The organism is Desulfosporosinus sp. FKA (genome assembly GCF_002196785.1).
GTDB classification, from domain to species: domain Bacteria; phylum Bacillota; class Desulfitobacteriia; order Desulfitobacteriales; family Desulfitobacteriaceae; genus Desulfosporosinus; species Desulfosporosinus acididurans.
Window position 1 is genome coordinate 277,475 of sequence record NZ_NAHZ01000034.1, and the last position, 19,458, is coordinate 296,932.

The window sequence follows — 19,458 nt, forward strand, 5'->3', positions numbered from 1 at the left end:
CATTCCAAATAACAGTCTGTTCTAAAACGCTCTGAAGTAAAAGAGGCGGGAAACACACCCTCTAGTGTTTCCGCCTCTACTATTTGTGCTTACGAAGCAAATCTTTTGCCAGTTCATTCTCCACACCAACTAAGTGATCCAGCATTAATTTCTGAGCTTGTTCAATATCGTGCAATCGTATCGCTTCGTAGATGGCAAAATGTTCATCATACAATCTCCGCGGCTTGTTTCTATCAGATGCAAGTATATTACGGCTGGTTTTTAAAGTTATGCGCATGGTATCTGAAATCGTGTTCATAAGACGTATCAAGATCTTATTGTGGGTAGCTTTAGCGATGCAATAATGAAAATTGTGATCGGCTTCTTCTCCGGTTCGTTCTAATTGAAGATCAGTTCGCATAAGTTCCAGATGTTTGTGCATCTCGGCGATCTCATCCTCTTCTGCTCTCTCCGCCGCCAATCCGGCAGCTTGCACCTCAAGAACCTTTCGAGCTTCATAGAGTTCTAAATCCGAATCTTTTTCAATAAACAGCATCCATGCTAAAGGAGCTACTACGGAATCAACGTTAACCTGTCTGATATACATCCCTTCTCCGGAACGAACCTCGATAAGTCCCATTAATTCCAGGGCACTTACAGCTTCACGGATTGAGGATCGACTAACTTTAAACCGGTCAACTAACTCACGTTCCGATGGCAAACGATCGCCGGGTTTTAGATGACCATCGATGACAAGTTGACTAATTTGATCAACAATTTGCTCATAAATTTTTTGGGTTTTTATGGGTTTTAAAATCACCCTATTCACTCCTTGTTAACACTTTCTCCGCCAATAGCTGACAACTCACAATTTTATAATCATATTCTATCATACTTTTTAGTTTAGCATGAGTATCGGCGAAAATCCAATATCTTCTATAATAAAAGAGGAAACACTAAGTCAATTAGTGTTTCCATTTAGTTTACCGTCCTCTAAATAATATCAAACCATAATAGTTTTAGACTATAATTGTTTAGTTAGAGGTTAAAATTACTTAGATCCTTTTTTACCGGCACGATACGATTCGGCCAGAATTTGAACCGTGTGCATAACTTGTTCCTGAATACCTGCATTTTCAACACCGCTCTGCAGTTGTAAGCGACAAGCAGGGCAGCCGGTAGCTACAGTATTCGTTTGAGTTTGAGAAATATCGGCAATTTTACGATCCGAAATCTTAACCGAAAGATCCGGGTGAACCAGACTAAACGATCCAGCCATACCGCAGCAACGTCCAGGCTCTTTCATTTCAATCAATTCTACTCCGGGAATACTTTTAAGAATCTCTCGTGGTTCTTTATTAATACCTTGTCCACGATTTAAATGGCAGGGATCATGATAAGTCACTTTACGGTCAACGCGGCCTAAGCCTTCTTTCTTAAAGGGTACTTTATGGATCAGAAACTCCGAAATGTCATAGGATTTTTCCGACCACTTCTTAGCCAAAGCGCTGAATTCCGGATCATTCTCCAAAAGCTCCATAAATACATGTTTCCAAGCTGTTCCTCCTGAAGAACAAGCAACAACTAAGGCATCTGCACCCAATCGTTCAAAAGCTCGTAAGTTTCGTCGTGCAAGCGCTCGGGCTGACACAGTGTCTCCATTTACTGATGCTGGTATCCCACAACAACCTTGTCCTCGAGGAATAACAACTTCAATATTGTTTTCTGTCAAAACTTCAACGACTGCTTTACCGATATCCGTGTAAAAATAGTTAATCATACATCCTGTAAAGAAAGCGACCCTCATTTTAGGATTTTTAGCCTTGACAACTTCGGGCAGCTCAGAGCGCAAAGGACGTTTAGCGAGCATAGGGAATACTTTTTCTGTTCCTATGCCAATGTCAAAACGCATCCGGGCAAGGCGGTCACTTTTGTGAGGTAAATGTTTCAAAGCGACCCCTTGAAAAACGCTGCCTGTTTTCATGCCAAAATCAAAAAGGCGTTGCATTTTCAAGGCTGTAAAGGCGATCTTTTTCACAGGATGCAGTCCCTTTTTACGAACCGCTTCTGCTCTAGCCGCTAAAATAATTTTGTCAAAACGAACTCCACATGGACAATTTTGATTACAAGCCATGCATGTGGTACAAAGAGAAAAACGCTCAGCCATGCCTTCAGTCATTTCTGCCTCGCCTGAAAGAATAAATTCTGCCAGGCTTATTTTCCCTCGTGCAACCCCAACTTCTTGGCGCGTCTCCTTATAAATTGGACAAACGGCCTGACAGTTACCACATTTCATGCATTTATGGAGTTCCTCGTTAATCGAATCCAAAGAATCATATACGGACACGATTAATCCCTCCTTACAATTTTGCCAGGGTTCAACATATAGTTAGGATCCAAGGCTTCTTTGAGCGCCTTCAAGGCTTCTACTCCCGCTTCACCAAATTCCAAACTTAAGAAGTCCATTTTGGCAACTCCGATTCCATGCTCTCCCGAAAGGGTACCACCCAAAGCAATAGCCCCATGGAAAATTTCGTCGACGGCGAGATGAACCCGCTTCATTTCGTCCTCATCACGTACATCCGTTAAAATCGTTGGGTGCAGGTTTCCATCTCCTGCGTGCCCAAAGGTTGCTATTTGAAGATTATACTTATCAGCAATTTTACGGACTATTTTAAGCATTTCAGGAATCTTACTCCGCGGAACAGTAGCGTCCTCGAGAACAGTCGTCGGGCGTTTTTGTGCTAAAGCAGGAAGGGCACTGCGGCGTGCAAGCCAGAGAAGGTCACGTTCCTGATCGTTTTTAGCCACTTTAACTTCGACGGCGCCTTCTTCTTTTAATATTCGTTCCACTAATACGGACTCACGTTCCACAACTTCTTTGTAACCATCCACCTCACATAAGAGTACGGCTTCAGCAGTCAGAGGAAGTCCGGCATGAACGAAATGCTCTACAGTTTGAATGGTCACGTTATCCATGATTTCCAGGGTCGCTGGAATGATCTTATTGCGAATAATTGCTGCTATGGCATTGCCTGCCTTATCAAGGTTATCAAAAACACCTAAAACGCTTTTTCTTGTCTCGGGAGCAGGAATCAATTTGACGATCATTTCAGTAATAATCCCCAAAGTTCCCTCTGCACCTGTGAAAAGAGCCACTAAATCATAGCCCGTAACATTCTTGACAGTTTTTCCGCCCCAGCGAATGACCTTTCCATTGGCCAGAACAATGGTCAACCCCATGATATAATGCTTGGTAACTCCATATTTAAGGCCTCGTAATCCTCCGGAACATTCGGACACTGACCCGCCCATGGTGGCTGTAGTAACGGTTCCCGGATCAGGGGGATAAATCAGGCCATGTTTGGCTGCTTCGTCATTTAAGGTCTGTATAATAACACCCGGTTGTACGGTAGCTGTTAAATTATCCTGATCAAATTCGAGAATCTTATTCAAGTTGAGCATTGAAAGAACAATGCCCCCCTGAATGGGAACAGTTCCCCCGCTAAGGTTAGTTCCTGATCCCCGGGGGTAAATTGGAACTTGATGACGCTGAGCAATTTTCACGACCTCTGCAACTTGTTCTGTAGATATGGGCGAAACTACAACATCCGGCTTTTGATGTTTCAAAGCCGCAGTTGCATCGTAGGCATAGGTCAGTAAATCTTCCTGTTCCGTAAGAACATTTTCTCGGCCGAGCGCTTGCACAAGTTCTTCGACAACTTCACGAGCTAACATTTTTTTGTTTCCCCCTTTTTAATGTCTGATTGTCAGACCACACAAAAGCTAAAATATTAAAAAATCTTCATATCTTTGATATATATAATAATAATCTAACTGTATTGAAATTTCAATATGAGAATTTTAGATAAATAAGTTGACAAATTCATATAGTTACATGATTAGGAAACTTGCTTATTGCCGGCATTAAAAAGTGGGAAAGGGTTAGCTTTACCCCTTCCCACGTTCTGTTAAATTAATAACACTTAGTGTATGACAGGCATCATACCAGGCAAGAAGTAAGCCTGAATATAAGTCATACACATAATAATTACCAACATGAACACCGAGTGTTTAATTGTAAAGCGGAAGAGATCTGATTCTCGTCCAACCAAATCGGTAGCTGCGGCAGCAACGGCGATGGATTGCGGAGAGATCATTTTTCCTACGACACCACCAGAGCTGTTGGCAGCAACGGTAAGGATAGGATTGATTCCCACTTGAGTAGCAGTAACACGCTGCAATTGTCCGAAAAGAGCATTGGCTGATGTATCGGATCCAGTTAAGAAAACGCCGAGCCATCCTAAGATTGGAGCGAAGAACGGGAAAGCATGTCCAGTAAGAGAGAAGAATAAGCCAAGAGTGTAAGAAAGTCCGGAATAGTTAGCAATATAAGCGAAACCAAGTACCGAACCAATGGTGATAATTGGATAGATAAGGCTCTTAATAGTAGTTCCGGCAACCTTACTAGCTCGGGCAGGACTGATTTTGAGAATGATCATGGTGATGATAGAAGCGAATAAAATGACTGTTCCAGTTGCCAGGAAGAAATCCCATTTATAATTGGCACCATAAATAGTCGGCTTATTGACAATCGGTGCAGCTTTATAAACTAAGCCATCGAGACCAGGCCAATGAGGAATCATGATAAACCATTTCAGCTGCTTCGTAACAAAATCTTTGAAAGGATTAGAACCCCAGATTCCAACCATAACTGTAAGAACAATGAATGGAGACCAAGCCTTTAAAACCTGACCACCGGTGTACTTTTTGTGTTGCTCGATTTTGGCGTTCTTTTCGTTCGGGAAGCGCCAAATATTCTTAGGTTTCCAGAATTTCAGCAGGGTAGCGGTACAGATTAGCGAGAAGATTGAGGCAATAATATCAGGAAGCATAGCTCCGAGATAGTTAGAGGACCACCATTGCGCAACGGCAAAGGTAATACCGGAAACAGCAATTCCAGGGAGTACTTCTTTAGCGCCTTTCCAACCAGCCATGAGAATGATCAAATACAGAGGAACAAACACGGAGAGAAATGGTAATTGTCGCCCAATTGCGGCTGCGATGATATTTTGATCAAATCCTGAAGCAGCTTGAGCTGCAATGATAGGAGAACCGATTCCTCCGAAAGCAACCGGGGCAGTATTAGCAACTAAGCAAATGCCTGCAGCATAAACTGGTTCAAAACCCAATCCCACCAAGATGGAAGCGGTAATAGCTACTGGAGTACCAAATCCTGCAGCCCCTTCGAGGAAGGCACCAAAGGAAAATGCAATCAAAAGAGCTTGAAGACGACGGTCATCAGATAAAGAGGCGATTGAACTTTTAATAATATCGAACTGACCTGCTTCAACTGTCAAGTTATATAGAAAAACTGCGGCTACAATAATCCAGGCGATCGGGAACCATCCATTGATTACACCGAGTATACTTGCTGAAATAGCAAGGCCAACTGGCATTTTGTAAACGAGAATAACATCAATAATCGTAAATAAGAGCGTAGTAGTACCTGCAATATGCCCTTTCATTCGCTTAATAGCAAGAGCCCAAAATAAATAAAAAATAGGCAGAGAAACAGCAAGCGCAGTTAATGGAATGCTATTTCCAAGGGCAGCGTAATTCTGTGTCCATGGCATTTGTTTAATTCCACCTTTCATTTAGTTATGTCTAGAGCGTTTCCAATTAAGAATTAACTTATACTACGTCACCATCCCTTCTTTGCTAAGATTATAGCAAATGGCTGACTGTTTGACTGTCAGACCATTAACCCGCTTAATATACTACCTCTAAAAAATGAAAATTTCAATATGCTAATAAATTCTTTGTTTAACATATTGTCTAATTTTAATAGTTTTGGACCTCTATTTCGAATTTTTAGAATACATAATACAAAATATACAAGAGTTAGATTCAATAAAACTCCCTTTCATATATCTTGTATCCTTGTTTTATTATTCAAATTTACAGAGCTGAAAATTAATATTAAAAGACTGTAGTTAATACTAACCTTTTCGAAACTGTTTAATATTTAATACTCTGTTTCAATATGTACATTAAAAAAATGGTATTTCTGTGGTATTTCCCTCTCCCTTTTAGGATAATATAATATTAAAAAAATTACAATATGTTAGGATCTTTGTGAATAAATTATTTAGTTAGTTGTCTAATTATTTTTAATTTTAAATATTATTAAAATTGTGAGACAACATTTAAATTTATTGAGCTCTAGCGCAAGTATTTTTGTTCTATAGCTTTAAGTTCCTGTTGAAAAGATTGACTTAAGCGAAATAACAAGCGCTCCATGTCCAAGCGATGCAAAGAAATACTTTCGGGACTTAAAAATTCAATCTTACGAAATTCCGGTTTGATTAATAATGGCAATAAATCATCGAGATCTTCTACCCTAAGCGTAAGAATAATAGGGGCAAATGCTGTCTCTTGGGTTCTTCGTCCCGAACCTTCAGTAACTGTGTAGACATCCAGACTCAAATCAACATCCTCTATCATAATTCCCTGTAATGGGACATTTCGTAAAACGGCAACTTGCTGTTCCCTCGTTGCTTCAGCTACTTGTTCTTTACTTTTGCTACCGAAAAAGAAGCGTCCGCTTTGTGCCTCACCACGAAAATCTAAACGAATCCTCACACGGACATGTTCCGTTAGAAGTTCCTCTCCGATCCGAATTTTCATCTCTGATCTCTCCGTTCTATCTAAAGCTACATTTTTTTAATCTTTTAAGCAAAATATTCTCCATAGGGATTATTTTCTCCTGCCTAATTTGCTATATGCTCACACTTTGTGGACATACTAAACTTATTATTAGGAAAAGGAAATGCTGTCAAAGGAGATTAGGATATGCGAAAAACTGTAGTTGCAATATTTAAAGGCCCTCAACAAACAAAAGAAGCAATTGAAGAGATCCAAGGAGAATCCTTAGCCAATAGTAAAATCTCTGTTGTTGTTCTAAGCGATTATCTGCATCAAGGAGAATTTAAAGAAGAAATTGCTAATGAACTTGCCTACTATCCGAGCGAAATTAATCTTGACAAATTTAACGCTTGGCTTGTTCAAGCTCCCCCTTTTAACGTTCCCAATCTTGGCGAGGTGGCAGCAGCCGGACCTATAGCCAACCTGTTGATGCATCAACCCCAGGGACGTGGATTGACAGAAGCCCTCTTAGTCTATGGTATCTCTGCAGAACGGGCTCGTCATTATGAGCACGAGGTTAGAACCGGACACTGGCTTGTTCTTATCACAACCAATCATGAAAAGCAGAATTCAGTCGCCAATGCTTTAGGAGCTTTTGGAGGGAAAGACATTGAAAAATGGAATACCTCCATAGATCATCCTCTATATCCTATTGGTTAAGACAGCCCAACTAATAAGCGGAGACTTTTAACTTCCTCATTGGTTAAAGATCGATAGTTTCCTGCTGAAAAACGCTGCCTATCCAGGGTTAAGGGTCCATAAGCTATACGCTCTAATTGAACAACAGGATAGCCGACAGATTCAAACATTCTCCGTACCTGCCTATTTTTCCCTTCATGAATCGTGACTTCGAGAATTTCAGGAAAATGTTGTTTATGATCCATCGGCTTGCCTTGTCTGAAACCGCTCCTGCTGATAACTTTAGCCGGAGCGGTTTTGCCGTCTTCAAGCTCAACCCCTTTTCTTAACTGTTCCAGAGCTTCCCGTTCCATCGGACCCTTAACCCAAACTCTATAGGTTTTATTTACTCCGTAGGAGGGATGCATTAAGCGATGAGCTAGTTCTCCATCGTTTGTCATAATCAGCAAACCTGAAGTATCATAATCTAACCGACCCACCGGATAAACTCTAACTGGAACGTTTTTCATTAAATCAACAACAGTTGCTCTTCCCCGAGGATCCCGAGCGCTCGAAATTACTCCTGCCGGTTTATTAAGCAAATAATAATGCAGTTCCTCAGCCTTTTTAACGGGAACTCCATCCACAATAATCTCATCTTCGGCACAGACTTTAGTACCTAAAACAGCTACCGTAAAACCATTGACTTTCACTCGACCTTCTTGAATTAATTTTTCAACTTGGCGGCGCGAGGCAACTCCAGCTTGAGCCAACACTTTTTGCAGCCGTTCACCTGATTCTGGGTTTTTTTCATGTTTGGATTTAACCTCCATGAAGCATCTCATTCCTTTTCACTATTATCCTCTTTAAAGGCTTTTATCCAGTTTTAAAACCCTCAAGTTCACTTAGCCTTTCTTGAATTTTGGTTGTTTGAGCGCAAAAACCCCAGGTCCGATTTCAGGGTAAGCTTCTTCAACCATTTTCCAGAAAAGTTCATGTTGTCGGGTTTTGGGAAGTCGAATAAAAAAATCCCCCGGAAATTGCGAGAGCACTCTGACCGGAGATTTCTCATCTCTTATATCTAACACTTCGGAAAGGCGAAAACCCACACGATGGGCATAATAAAATGTCATGGGTTCCGGGTCGCTTAACACCAAAACACTAGAAGAAGTTGTGTGATCCTTTATCCACTCTGCCTGGGTCAAGTATTCCGGATCCCATTGATATTTGGGCTTTAAATATGAATATGATCCTCGGTTGAGTACAATTAAGAGCAGAAGAACAAGAAGCAGTTGGAACCTTTTACATCCTTCTAAGGCGTAAGCACCTAATAAAGCAGCCAGAGGCATAATAGGAACAAGATAATAATCCAAGGGAATACGAACACAGACTATGCCAAGATAAAGCAAGGCTATGATTACCCATGCCAAAAGGGCTATACGTCCATAAAATCGCTGAAAAAATAACCTTAACAAACCCATTCCCGAAAGAAAAAGAACGCTGTCTGTTAAACCAAGATGTAAATTTTTCAGAAGTGGTTTCCAATTCAAATGTTTAGAACCTGCAACTTGATTGGTTATTATTCCGGATACAAATTGGCTTGAGGAGCTGACATTCATGTGTACCCATAAATAATATACCATAGGGAAACCAAGTGCAATCAAGCTATAGCTGATAAATTTCCTCCGATCCGCTTGCCTCCAAGGATAAAAGCCAAACAGCAGAGCAACAGGAAACAACATTAACTGAGGCAGCTTGGCTAATATCGCCCCTGCCATCATAACTCCAATCATCCAGACTCCTTGTTTCTCAAGCGATTTCCTCCAACGAATAATAAGAGCCAAAGCCCAAATACTTAAAGCTTGAGCCATTGGCTCGGGCATTACCACCCTTCCGTAATAAATTGACAGAGGCAATAAAGTATAAATCGCTGCCGCTAAAAAACCTGCTCTCTCGGAAATCAAATGTTTCCCCAAATCATATAATCCATAAATTGCCACCAAGGATAAAGCTACAGCCCAAAGCCGACCCCAGATATCCGCCCAGCCAAATAATTTCCATGTCCACGCTAATAAATAGGGGAATAAGGGGAATTCTAATTCAACATTTTGAGGTACTACACCGTCGTAATTCAGCTGAGGGATCAGGACTTTAGGAAAATCTGCCAGATGGCTGAGCATATGAACCGCGATACTGGCCGTATCAGCCTGCCGCCATCCTTGATTATCCAGTAAGGGATTTGAAATCCCCTTGAGGCGAAGGAATAAAGCAACCCCTAGGATAGATCCCAACAAACACCACCTTACTCTTCGACCCATTCGACAAGACTCCACCTTTGCCGTTTAATCTGGTAGATTAACTGAACATAGCCCCAAATCGTAGCCCAAATTTTCATTTTGCTTGCACCTTGTTTTAATTCGTAATGAAGTTTTAGCGGAACTTCTGTCACACGATCTGCAAAGGGGGCTATTTTCAAGAGCAGTTCCACCATTCCGGAAAAATTACGGCTCTGAATTATGTTCGGCCCGTATTGCCTTGTTCCTTCGGCCAATAAGGAAAGCCGATAAGCACGGTAACCACAGGAATAATCATGGACACCTCTGATTGGCAGGAAAAAATTCATAACTTTTCCTGCTCCCCAAGAAAGTAATTTTCTCAGCCAGGAAAGGCCATATTGCTCTCCACCCTTAGTAAATCTTGAAGCGATGGCTAAGTCTGCACCGGAGCGAATCGCCTCCAATAGCAAGGGAATGCGGTCAGCTGGTTGTGTGTTATCAGCATCCATCGTTATAACCAAGTCAGGAAAATCATCCGGAGCATTTATCAAGGAAAGCTGATGAGTTGTATTGTAGTTTAAAACGTATTGAAATCCACTGTTTAAAGCTGCTCCTAAGCCTTGATTTTGAACATGGTTAACTTGGTGCACCGTTGAATAAATCCGAGTATACCTCGCAATTACCTCCGGTGTCGTGTCAGTACTTCCATCATTAACTACGATAATTAAATGAGGAAGATCAGCACAGGTCTCTTCAATATTATCAAGCAGCACCGGAAGAGAACCGGCTTCGTTATAGGCTGGTAAAAGAATATAAAGCATACTAACAAATTCCTCCTTTCGGATATTGTTAGTATGCGCAAAAATTACTCATTAAAACGTTTTTGTAACAATCCAGATCGAAGCAATTAAGCCTATAAAATCGGCCAATAATCCCAATTTAAGAGCATAGCGATACTTTCGTATGCCTACCGATCCAAAATAGATCGTTAACACAAAAAATGTTGTGTCTGTGCTTCCTTGAAGGGTAGACGCTAAACGTCCTATATAAGAGTCAGGACCATATTGGTTTATCAGTTGAGTCGCTACTCCAAGGGCACCCGATCCGCTTAAAGGACGCATTATTGCTAAAGGAATAATTGCCGCGACGTTGGAATCCAATCCGAAATAAGCAAATATCGGCTGCAGCCAATGGGCCAGGATGTTCAAAGCTCCCGAATCAACAAAGATTCGAATTGATACCAACATGCCAATTAAAAACGGAAGTATGCGAACACCGGTATTAAACCCTTCCTCGGCTCCTGCCACAAAGGATTCATAAACAGGTACTTTACGCAAAAAGGCAATCACCGGGATAAACAAAAGAAGCAGCGGAATCGCCCAACGTGAAATTTCAGCAATTGCCTTCATTTGGCTGCCCTCCTACGGAAAAGATAATCCACAATAATAGCCGAGGTCATAGCACACCCCGTTGCAACAATAGTTGTTCCGATAATTTCTGTTGGATTAGCCGAATTAGCCTTCAGCCTTACCCCAATAATTGTAGCGGGTATTAGAGTTATACACGAGGTGTTTAGGGCGAGAAATGTTATCATCGCAGGACTTGCCGTTTCCGGCGTGGGATTTTCCTTTTGCAATTCCTGCATAGCTTTTAGTCCAAAAGGAGTCGCTGCATTTCCCAATCCCAAAATGTTGGCGCTCAAGTTCATAATTATGGCTCCAAGAGCCGGACTATCCGGTTTTAAGGTAGGAAATAAGAGGCGAACGACGGGCCCAAAAAGACGAGCGATTCCCTTTACAATTCCCGCTTCTTCGGCTAAACGCATCAACCCTAACCATAAACTCATTACTCCGATAAGTTCAATGGCTACCTCTACCCCTAATTCGGCAGCTTTCATAGCCGAAACTGTGACAATTTCTATCTGTCCATTAAGTGCTGAAATCAAAATGCCGATGACTAACATAATCAGCCAGATGAGGTTAACCATAGCCCACCCCCCTTGAAAAAATCTATGAAAAGGGCGGACAAAAAAGAACGAGATCTTCTCGTTCTTTTATTGAATATTGCCTATGTATTTGGGCGGCTAGAACTTATTCTCTGGCCAGTATAATTTCATCTGAAGTCTTCTTCTTTTTGTGAAGCATTCCTGACAGTTTGTCTAAAAGATCTGGAACCGTATCTAAGATACGATCGATGACGACATTACTGTCGACAGGCAGCAGGCGAATGGTTCCATTGCCAACGACTAAGAAACCGACGGGTTGTACGGATACCCCGGCACCTGCGCCGCCTCCAAAAGGAAGTTGGTTTGCCGAATCCCCTGAATTATTTCCGTTCTCTTTTTGCTGATCGGGCGGGGAAAATTCGCTGCCCCCTGCTGCAAAACCACACGCTACCCGTGATATTGGAATAATAACGGATCCATCATGGGTTTCTACCGGGTCACCAATAATGGTATTAACGTCAACAATTTGCTGGATACTTTCCATGGCTGTTTTCATCAATAATTCTATAGGATGATTACCCATGCTACTACCCCCTTCTAGCCCGCTTGAAACTACGCACAGCATTAAATCCAACAAAAATAATATGACCGATTCTTAATTGGAATATGCATTGGATATCACATAAAAATCCTTCTTTTTTAAATTGTGGAACGACCACAAGTTCAGGATTCTTAGCCTCCACGATAACTTGTTTGTAGAGACGGGCCAGGGCAAATCCAAACAGGCTCCAAAAAGCTCCCGCAGCCATCGCTGTTTGAGCCGCATCCTTGAAGCCAATCTCAATTCGCCATTTAATAGTTTTGCAATGGATTCCGCCATAAAACTTGTTCTTTAGCCAAACTAATCGATGAACATAAATTTGCAGCTTAGGCCAAAGCCGATAGATCCATCCTCCGCGGAAATATCGAAAACGTACGCTTGATTTTGCTTTTCGCCTGCCGCCCTTTCCTTCAGCGACTTGATCTACTTCTAATTCCGGACCTTTTTCCCATTCCAATTGGAGTGTTGGAATTTGATATTGAGTATGCCAAATCCCATGTAATGCTCGAAAATCAATTTCCAGATGATCTTTTTCCTCCACTCGCCGATAGCGAAAATCAACCTCCGCTTTTATTGCTAAGCTCAAAAGAAAAAGAATCGTTAACGCGAGTAAAAAGGCTAAAACTCGCACAGTAACCCCTCCGAACCAAACACTATCGTCTAAATAATTCTCTAAATAACTAAGATGTCCGAAGGAAGGTCATATTATGCTAAAGATTCCTTCTCGTAACAATTATTTCCTATAAGAGCTCTAAAAATTCTAAGGGATGGTTAATTAAAGATTGGGCACCGTTTTGGCTTAACTCCTCTCTCCTGCGATAGCCCCAAAGAGCTCCCACCGCGTACATCTTGGCAGTAGCTGCCGTTTGCATATCAACGCCTGAATCTCCCAGATAAACAATCTCAGCCTGAGGGATATTTAATTGCTTGCTGATATAGAAAGCGCCTGTGGGATCAGGCTTCCTAGGAATATCTTCCCTAGGTCCCAAAACAACTTCAAACTTCCAATTCGCAAGAAGAGCTGACACAACTTTTTGAGTCAGTTCATCAACCTTATTAGACAGAACGCAAAGCTTGAGTTTACGTCTTGTCAATTCATCAAGCAGCTCAGGGATACCCTCATAAGGTCTTGTTTTTTCAAGGCATCTCTCGCGATATTCCTTCATCATCAGATCGAAACATTCTGTAATGAAGGTTTCTTCTCTGGATTGTTCAGGCAAAGCTCGACTAACCAGATTTCTGATCCCATTGCCAATAAAGTATTTATAATCTTCCAGGTTGTGCACTTTCATGTCTAAGGTTTTCAAAACCAGGTTCATTGAATCAGCAATATCCTCAAGGGAGTTAACCAAGGTCCCATCGAGATCAAAAATAACAGCTTTGTAGGTCATGCTAAAATTATCCTCCTTGTTTCATTGAATATTAACAAATTGCCAAAAATCAACATTATTGTCTATGAATTGTCTAAAAAGCTACGGATAATTGACCAATGACAAATTTTCTCTTCCAGCTTTATAGTGTTGGCAGGACTAGTTGAAGGCAATTGCTTGAAACTTACCTTGGTGAAGTCAAACCCTACCTGTTTTTTAAACGTTGCATAAGCCTTTGATCCATTAAACACTACCAGGCCTAGGTTTGTATAGGTATTGAATAGCTGACCAAAATCATTTGCTTTTTCATCCTTGATCTTGGAATCTAAACTTCCTTCTCTGTGACAGGTAGCAATAACATCCCACAAGGCAATTCTTTTACTCCTAATAAACTCGATTCTCCGGGTATAATCAGAGTCCAGAGACGCGGAAAAAATAGTATATATAATCCGCCAGAACTGATTCTGAGGATTGGCATAATATCGCTGTTCTCTTAGGGACTGAACACTGGGCATTGAACCGAGAACTAAAACGCGGGAAGTCTCATCAATTATCGGCAGAAATGATTGGAGAGATGTCTTTGTCAAATGATCCCCCATCTTTCTAACTAAAATTCAGGAACGAATAAAGAAGAGAGTCCTTTCCATTCCAGAAAGTCTCCCTTATCATGAATCTTTCTAAATTACTTATTACTTAGCTATCTTTCCAAACCGCTGTAAGGGCCAATATCTTAAAACCGCTTTTCCTTCGACCTCTTTGGCGGGCAAAGCTCCCCAATAATGACTGTCGAGACTATGATTGCGATTATCACCAAGTAAAAAATATGCATCTTTGGGAACAATTACAGGACCGTAATTATAATTAGGAGCTTCCATTTCAAAGGGTTCTGACAGAGGCTGATCATTAATGTAGACCTTCCCGCCCTTAATTTGAACCTTGTCTCCCGGCAATCCAATAACCCTCTTAATCCAATAGTCCCCACTGGAATCCAAGTTCTTTGGAGGGTTAAAAACAATGATATCGTCCCTTTGTATTCCGGTAAATTTATACAACAACTTGTCTACAATGACTCTATCTTGTACATGAATAGTAGGCATCATTGAAGGGGACGGTATCGTTGCCGCTTCCACCACATTACTTCGTAAACCCCACGATAATATAAAGGCAAATATCAGAATTTCTGCAGCTTCCATTATTACCCTAGTTAAACTTCGCTTTTTCGCCAAAAAAATCCCTCCTTTCAAAGTTCTCCACCAAGTTAATTCGCTGTCTTTTGAAAATCCCCTCTAAATTTAATTTGTTGTTTTAAGCCATTTCATTGTCTCTTCTCATGTAGACTCTTTCTTTGATTGCATTAACTCTTCAAGAAATTGGGCAAATTAATAAGGAGGTGATTGTATGAAATGTAATGTTGGGAAAACTGAGCAAATTGTTAGAATTATCGTAGGAACAATTATTATACTTTTAGGTTTGGCCTTCAAAAGCTGGTGGGGGCTTATCGGACTCCTGGGAATAGCAACAGGATTACTGCGATATTGTCCGGTAAGCGCTATTTTGGGAATCTCGACCTGTGAAGTCCGAGACAAGAATTAATGTTTTAATAAAATAAAGGCTACCCTAGAACTGTAAATTCTGTTATACTTTCATTAATTGAATTTGATCCTTCGGGGCAGGGTGAGATTCCCTACCGGCGGTGACGATTGCATGTGCAATTCAGCCCGCGACTCGATGCATCTTTGACGATGCATCGACTGACTTGGTGAAATTCCAAGGCCGACGGTAAAGTCCGGACGAGAGAAGGTTAAAACTAGGTTTGGCCAAGCTGCTATCCTGGTTCCTCGTATATGCCTCGTGAAAAGAATTGTTTCTCGGGGTATTTTTCATGCACAATTTTCTCTTTGTGACATATGAAGGTTCAATTCAAATACATGCAAAAGATATGGAGGGTTTGAATTTGATTCAAAAAAAGCAATCATCTCCTTGGGCCATTTGGTGGATCGCCCTTGGAGCAGCCATGTGGGGACTTGATGGTGTCTTTATTGTTACATTGCTCCACTATGTGACATCCTCTCAAATTGTCTGGATGGAACATATATTATTGTTCCTCTTCGCTGCTCCGGTGCTTATTTGGAAACGTCAGGAACTGCGCCATTTAAAGCTCGCTGACTGGTTAGCCGTCATATTCATCAGCTGGGGCGGATCTGCTATAGCTTCGATCCTGTTTACTGCCGGATTTACTTACGGTAACCCCAATGTTGTTCTCATTCTGCAAAAACTGCAGCCTATTTTTGCCGTCCTCCTTGCCGCCTGGGTACTTAAGGAGCAACTGCGGAAAAACTATTGGAAATTATTTATTGCTGCACTCATCGGTGCCTACTTACTCACCTTTGGCCTGCACATTCCAACTACCGCTGCTAACACCTCACAGCTAATTGGGTCCTTATTTGCCATCGGTGCTGCCGCACTTTGGGGGGGATCTACAGTGATGGGTAAACATCTCGTTGGCAAATTGTCGTTTACTACTTTAACGGCACTTCGCTTCGCTGTTGCTCTGCCTTTGTTGACAGTAATTATCTTAGTCCAACATCCAAACTGGCTTATCATCGGTCAAGCCCTTAGTCTGGCACCTGTTTGGGCAAACCTTTTGTTTCAAACGCTCGTTCCAAGCCTTGTAAGTTTACTTCTTTACTACCGTGGGTTAGATGGCGTCAAGGCCTCTCATGCCACCATCGCGGAACTTGCCTTTCCTGCAACCGGCTTACTTCTAAACTGGCTGATTTTACATCAGACTATTGATCTGGGACAATGGGTTGGTTTTGCCATAGTTTGGATAGCCGTGCTTCTGTTATCCCGGATGAGCCGCGAACCGGAAGCAATAGGACTAAACCTTGAATCATCTGCTCAGCAAGCGGATTTAGCAAGCAAATGAGAGTTTGGAATATATGAAGTGAAGATTGGCGATTACTGAGTCCGTTGCATAATGAAAATCTATCCTTTTTTTATAAACAAGACCCTGCATATAAGTGGAGGATTTACGCCACTATTTATGCAGGGTTTTGTTAACTTCCTTTGTTTATTAAAAATTTAATATAAGGAAAAATACGGATATTAAACCAACAACCTTTACTTTTCACATGAGTTTTTAGATGCTAAGATTTAAACCATAACTTGTCCATGAACATTGCAGCGGAAAACCTAAAAAGTGATAAAATTCATTAGGAGGCAAAAATGCAGCAGAATTATTCATCTAAAAAATGGAGTCAAACACTTAAGCTTTTAGCAGCCAGTACATTTATCTTTACAAGCCTGGTAACTTTCACACCGACAGTTCAGGCAGCAACCCTTATGAGATTTGGCTCAACTGGTAATAATGTCGTAACCTTGCAAAAGGAATTAGTTAATTTGGGATATACTGTTGGCCCAATCGACGGAATTTTCGGTTCCAAAACATTTTCAGCTGTCGAGAATTTCCAACAAAATGATCATCTCCAAGTAGATGGAATCGTTGGCCCGCTGACTCAAAGCGCCTTAGATAAGGATCTAACTACCCAAGCTCCTGCCACAAACTCCTCTCAAATTGAGGGGATCATTGCCAAAGCGAAAAGTCTGCTTGGAACACCGTATTTATGGGGAGGCACTACTCCTGGTGGTTTTGACTGTTCCGGTTTTACTCAATATGTTTTCGCTTCCCAGGGGATTAATCTGCCTCGTACCAGTCAGGATCAGGCAAAGGTCGGAACTTCAGTATCTTATGGAGACCTGAAACCTGGTGATTTAGTCTTTTTCTCCACAGCTGGAAACGGAACCATTGACCATGTAGGTATTTATCTTGGTAACTCACAATTCATTAGTGCTACAACTCACAAAGGTGTGGCCATTTACCCACTGACTTCATCCTATTGGCTAAACGCCTATAAAGGGGCTCAAAGGGTTTTATAATTTAACACAGAACAAAGTGAACTCATTCAGCTCTAGCTGAACATCGGGGCTTCGGTGACAAAAGTGTCCTGTGGGCACTGGATAATATCCACAAAGGACCGGGTATCCGGTCCTTTTAAATTTATAATTATAATCCAGAACAGATGCCGCCCTTTCACGGATGATGATCAGTCGTTTCTATCCTATGGTTCCAAGCTTATGATTCCAAGAAACCGGTCGAAGCAGTGAGTATGGCAACAGGGTACTGTTATCACCTTTGGCGGCGTTTATTTGTCCTTGTGTAAGAAAAATGCTCTTACTTAAATCAGCTCCTCTTATGTCTGTGTCACGAAAATCAGCACCGATAAAATCTGTACCGCTGAGGTCGGCTCCTCTCAGGTCTGCAGCAATAAGAAAAGCTCCCCTTAAATTAGCCCCTCTAAGATCAAACTTCCTTAAATCTTTGCCAATAAGATCAGCTCCCCGTGAAAATGCCTTTCGCCGCCCTGCATGAACTTTTTGCTCCAGGCAGGCATCAGTGCGTAGGAGTTCGCTGGCTTTTAGGAGCAATACATTGGCATCAGCTCGAAGGGCAGCAACATCAAGTCCCAGAACTAAATCTGGTCTCAGCTGCGTCAAGGTCTCTATCTCTTCAAGCATAGTGCTGATTCCGCCATGAATTGGAAAGGCAGCCTTTAAGGTCAGCGCTTCAGTTAAATACCAAAGTAATTCATGAAGCTGCCGCATAATTAGAAATACCTCAAACATTTGTTTTGCCGATTCCGAGGCTGTTCGCCAATCCTTTCCGGCATAGCTGACCTGGGAAACCTTCTGACCGGCGCCAAAACAGTCAAAAGCAAGACATCCTTTTAAGCCGCGTTTCTGAAGATCTTTATGAATTCGGCAACGAAAATCAGATTGCAGGTTAAGACAAGGCTGACCAGCCTTTTTGTCGATCGGAAAACCTTCTGAAGCCGAAAAATAGAGTGCAACACAGCACAAGCCAAAGCAATTTTCACAGTCGGCTCGAAGTTTAGGGAGAATTATATCTGTAAATGAGGATGGATATTCCCGATTGAAAGATATTTTGTTAGTATTTTGGGGGTCAATTTGCTTTTCCATTGTGCATACCTCGTACTTACCTCAGATTTTCACCGATAACTTACCCACTAAAAACAGCCCTTCAAAACGGGCTGATTGGATGTTACCGCTGAGTAACGTTACTTCTGGCATTTTGGACAATAGACCGTTGTACGTCCAGCCAAACGCAAGCGTTCTAAAGTTTCACCACAAATACGACAGGGCTTTCCCCCTCTGCCATAAACCTGGAGAGCCTGTTCAAACTGTCCCTTTTCTCCATTGGCATCTCGGTAATCTCTAAAAGAAGTCCCTCGGGCATCAATACCCGCTTGTAAAACATCTTGTATTGATTTATGCAGCTGCTTGATTTCCTCTTCCGAAAGAGTATTGGCCTGCCGCTGCGGAGATATTCCCGCTCGAAATAAAGATTCATCTACATAAATGTTCCCTAATCCGGCAAGGACACACTGATCCAACAAGGCGGCCTTAAGGGCAACTCTTTTCTTGGCTAAATGATCCTTGAGCACGATTGGTGTAAATTCAGGTTCCAAGGGTTCCGGGCCAAGCTTACTTAGTGAGGACTCTTGGATACAGAGTGACGTTGGAATAGCTTGTATTCTGCCAAATTTTCGGACATCCGAAAAATGCACTTCGCCATGCTCCAAGGTAAAAACTACATGAGTATGCTTTTCCGGTTCTCTATGATCCGGATAATAATTTAGCCGCCCCGTCATACGCATATGGGCAATTAAGGTCATCTCCTCATCCAAGCGGATGAGGAGATATTTTCCCCGCCGGTCAAGACGTGTTATACGGCGTCCCAGGACTAGTTCTTTAAAACCTTTATCCTTCCAGCCGCAGACAGCGGAGGGCCAAATGAGAGCTATATCTTTTATCCTTGAATCTTTAATGTGTGCTGCTAAAGTTCGTCGAATAGTTTCAACTTCTGGTAATTCTGGCATG

At 41.8% G+C, this 19,458-nt stretch carries 21 protein-coding genes and 1 riboswitch; of the genes, 4 read left to right on the top strand and 17 right to left on the bottom strand.

Going from position 1 to position 19,458, the window contains the following annotated elements:
* Nucleotides 1-79: 79 nt before the first annotated feature.
* The 5 genes from B5771_RS22540 to B5771_RS22560 all read right to left on the bottom strand — a co-directional run bounded on the left by B5771_RS22540 (nucleotide 80) and on the right by B5771_RS22560 (nucleotide 6,669).
* A complete protein-coding gene (locus tag B5771_RS22540; protein WP_088189525.1) occupies nucleotides 80-799 on the bottom strand; it encodes a FadR/GntR family transcriptional regulator in 720 nt (239 codons plus the stop codon).
* A gap of 231 nt (nucleotides 800-1,030) precedes the next feature.
* Nucleotides 1,031-2,326, bottom strand: a complete 1,296-nt coding sequence (locus B5771_RS22545; protein WP_088189526.1) for a (Fe-S)-binding protein — start codon at nucleotides 2,324-2,326, stop codon at nucleotides 1,031-1,033.
* 2 nt (nucleotides 2,327-2,328) lie between these two features.
* Complete coding sequence (locus B5771_RS22550; protein ID WP_088189527.1) at nucleotides 2,329-3,717, bottom strand: FAD-linked oxidase C-terminal domain-containing protein; 1,389 nt, start codon at nucleotides 3,715-3,717, stop codon at nucleotides 2,329-2,331.
* A 248-nt stretch (nucleotides 3,718-3,965) separates the two neighbouring features.
* On the bottom strand, nucleotides 3,966-5,615 hold the full coding sequence (locus B5771_RS22555; RefSeq protein ID WP_088189528.1) for a lactate permease LctP family transporter: 1,650 nt from the start codon (nucleotides 5,613-5,615) through the stop codon (nucleotides 3,966-3,968).
* 589 nt (nucleotides 5,616-6,204) lie between these two features.
* Nucleotides 6,205-6,669 (bottom strand): hypothetical protein, encoded by a 465-nt coding sequence (locus tag B5771_RS22560; protein ID WP_088189529.1) that lies wholly within the window; start codon nucleotides 6,667-6,669, stop codon nucleotides 6,205-6,207.
* A gap of 165 nt (nucleotides 6,670-6,834) precedes the next feature.
* On the opposite strand from B5771_RS22560, the gene B5771_RS22565 reads away from it, so the two are divergent.
* Nucleotides 6,835-7,347: a hypothetical protein gene (locus B5771_RS22565; RefSeq protein ID WP_088189530.1), complete on the top strand. Its 513-nt coding sequence runs from the start codon at nucleotides 6,835-6,837 to the stop codon at nucleotides 7,345-7,347.
* Here B5771_RS22565 and B5771_RS22570 read toward each other — a convergent pair.
* From B5771_RS22570 to lepB, 10 genes are all read right to left on the bottom strand, one after another.
* Nucleotides 7,344-8,138, bottom strand: coding sequence for a pseudouridine synthase (locus tag B5771_RS22570; RefSeq protein ID WP_088189531.1), 795 nt, complete (start codon nucleotides 8,136-8,138; stop codon nucleotides 7,344-7,346). The genes B5771_RS22565 and B5771_RS22570 overlap by 4 nt on opposite strands.
* A gap of 72 nt (nucleotides 8,139-8,210) precedes the next feature.
* Nucleotides 8,211-9,623, bottom strand: a complete 1,413-nt coding sequence (locus B5771_RS22575) for a glycosyltransferase family 39 protein (protein WP_088189532.1) — start codon at nucleotides 9,621-9,623, stop codon at nucleotides 8,211-8,213.
* Nucleotides 9,608-10,402 (bottom strand): glycosyltransferase, encoded by a 795-nt coding sequence (locus tag B5771_RS22580; RefSeq protein ID WP_047809224.1) that lies wholly within the window; start codon nucleotides 10,400-10,402, stop codon nucleotides 9,608-9,610. Before B5771_RS22580 ends, B5771_RS22575 begins: the two co-directional genes overlap by 16 nt.
* Before the next feature lie 51 nt (nucleotides 10,403-10,453).
* Nucleotides 10,454-10,990: a spore maturation protein gene (locus B5771_RS22585; RefSeq protein ID WP_047809223.1), complete on the bottom strand. Its 537-nt coding sequence runs from the start codon at nucleotides 10,988-10,990 to the stop codon at nucleotides 10,454-10,456.
* Nucleotides 10,987-11,568, bottom strand: a complete 582-nt coding sequence (locus tag B5771_RS22590; protein ID WP_088189533.1) for a nucleoside recognition domain-containing protein — start codon at nucleotides 11,566-11,568, stop codon at nucleotides 10,987-10,989. Before B5771_RS22590 ends, B5771_RS22585 begins: the two co-directional genes overlap by 4 nt.
* A gap of 103 nt (nucleotides 11,569-11,671) precedes the next feature.
* Nucleotides 11,672-12,109, bottom strand: coding sequence for a GerW family sporulation protein (gene ytfJ / locus B5771_RS22595; protein WP_047809221.1), 438 nt, complete (start codon nucleotides 12,107-12,109; stop codon nucleotides 11,672-11,674).
* A 4-nt stretch (nucleotides 12,110-12,113) separates the two neighbouring features.
* Nucleotides 12,114-12,758, bottom strand: coding sequence for a DUF2953 domain-containing protein (locus B5771_RS22600; protein ID WP_088189534.1), 645 nt, complete (start codon nucleotides 12,756-12,758; stop codon nucleotides 12,114-12,116).
* Nucleotides 12,759-12,867: 109 nt separating this feature from the next.
* Entirely contained in the window at nucleotides 12,868-13,518 is a 651-nt protein-coding gene (locus B5771_RS22605) for an HAD family hydrolase (RefSeq protein WP_088189535.1), read from the bottom strand.
* A 62-nt stretch (nucleotides 13,519-13,580) separates the two neighbouring features.
* Nucleotides 13,581-14,084, bottom strand: coding sequence for a DNA-deoxyinosine glycosylase (locus B5771_RS22610; protein WP_242966940.1), 504 nt, complete (start codon nucleotides 14,082-14,084; stop codon nucleotides 13,581-13,583).
* Between the two features lie 102 nt (nucleotides 14,085-14,186).
* Nucleotides 14,187-14,723 carry a signal peptidase I gene (gene lepB, locus B5771_RS22615; protein WP_088189537.1) on the bottom strand — a complete coding sequence of 179 codons (537 nt, stop codon included), beginning with the start codon at nucleotides 14,721-14,723 and terminating at the stop codon, nucleotides 14,187-14,189.
* 172 nt (nucleotides 14,724-14,895) lie between these two features.
* On the opposite strand from lepB, the gene B5771_RS22620 reads away from it, so the two are divergent.
* The 3 genes from B5771_RS22620 (at nucleotide 14,896) to B5771_RS22630 (ending at nucleotide 17,436) form a co-directional block, all read left to right on the top strand.
* Nucleotides 14,896-15,090 (top strand): DUF2892 domain-containing protein, encoded by a 195-nt coding sequence (locus B5771_RS22620; RefSeq protein WP_088189538.1) that lies wholly within the window; start codon nucleotides 14,896-14,898, stop codon nucleotides 15,088-15,090.
* Between the two features lie 63 nt (nucleotides 15,091-15,153).
* Nucleotides 15,154-15,303, top strand: a riboswitch (FMN riboswitch).
* 148 nt (nucleotides 15,304-15,451) lie between these two features.
* Nucleotides 15,452-16,426 (top strand): EamA family transporter, encoded by a 975-nt coding sequence (locus B5771_RS22625; RefSeq protein WP_088189729.1) that lies wholly within the window; start codon nucleotides 15,452-15,454, stop codon nucleotides 16,424-16,426.
* A 299-nt stretch (nucleotides 16,427-16,725) separates the two neighbouring features.
* The gene (locus tag B5771_RS22630) at nucleotides 16,726-17,436 is read left to right on the top strand and encodes an NlpC/P60 family protein (protein ID WP_088189539.1); all 711 of its coding nucleotides are present in this window, start codon (nucleotides 16,726-16,728) and stop codon (nucleotides 17,434-17,436) included.
* Between the two features lie 177 nt (nucleotides 17,437-17,613).
* Here the strand turns inward: B5771_RS22630 and B5771_RS22635 are convergent, their stop codons facing one another.
* The gene (locus tag B5771_RS22635) at nucleotides 17,614-18,537 is read right to left on the bottom strand and encodes a pentapeptide repeat-containing protein (RefSeq protein ID WP_088189540.1); all 924 of its coding nucleotides are present in this window, start codon (nucleotides 18,535-18,537) and stop codon (nucleotides 17,614-17,616) included.
* A gap of 98 nt (nucleotides 18,538-18,635) precedes the next feature.
* Nucleotides 18,636-19,457, bottom strand: coding sequence for a bifunctional DNA-formamidopyrimidine glycosylase/DNA-(apurinic or apyrimidinic site) lyase (mutM, locus tag B5771_RS22640; RefSeq protein WP_088189541.1), 822 nt, complete (start codon nucleotides 19,455-19,457; stop codon nucleotides 18,636-18,638).
* Nucleotide 19,458 lies beyond the last annotated feature (1 nt).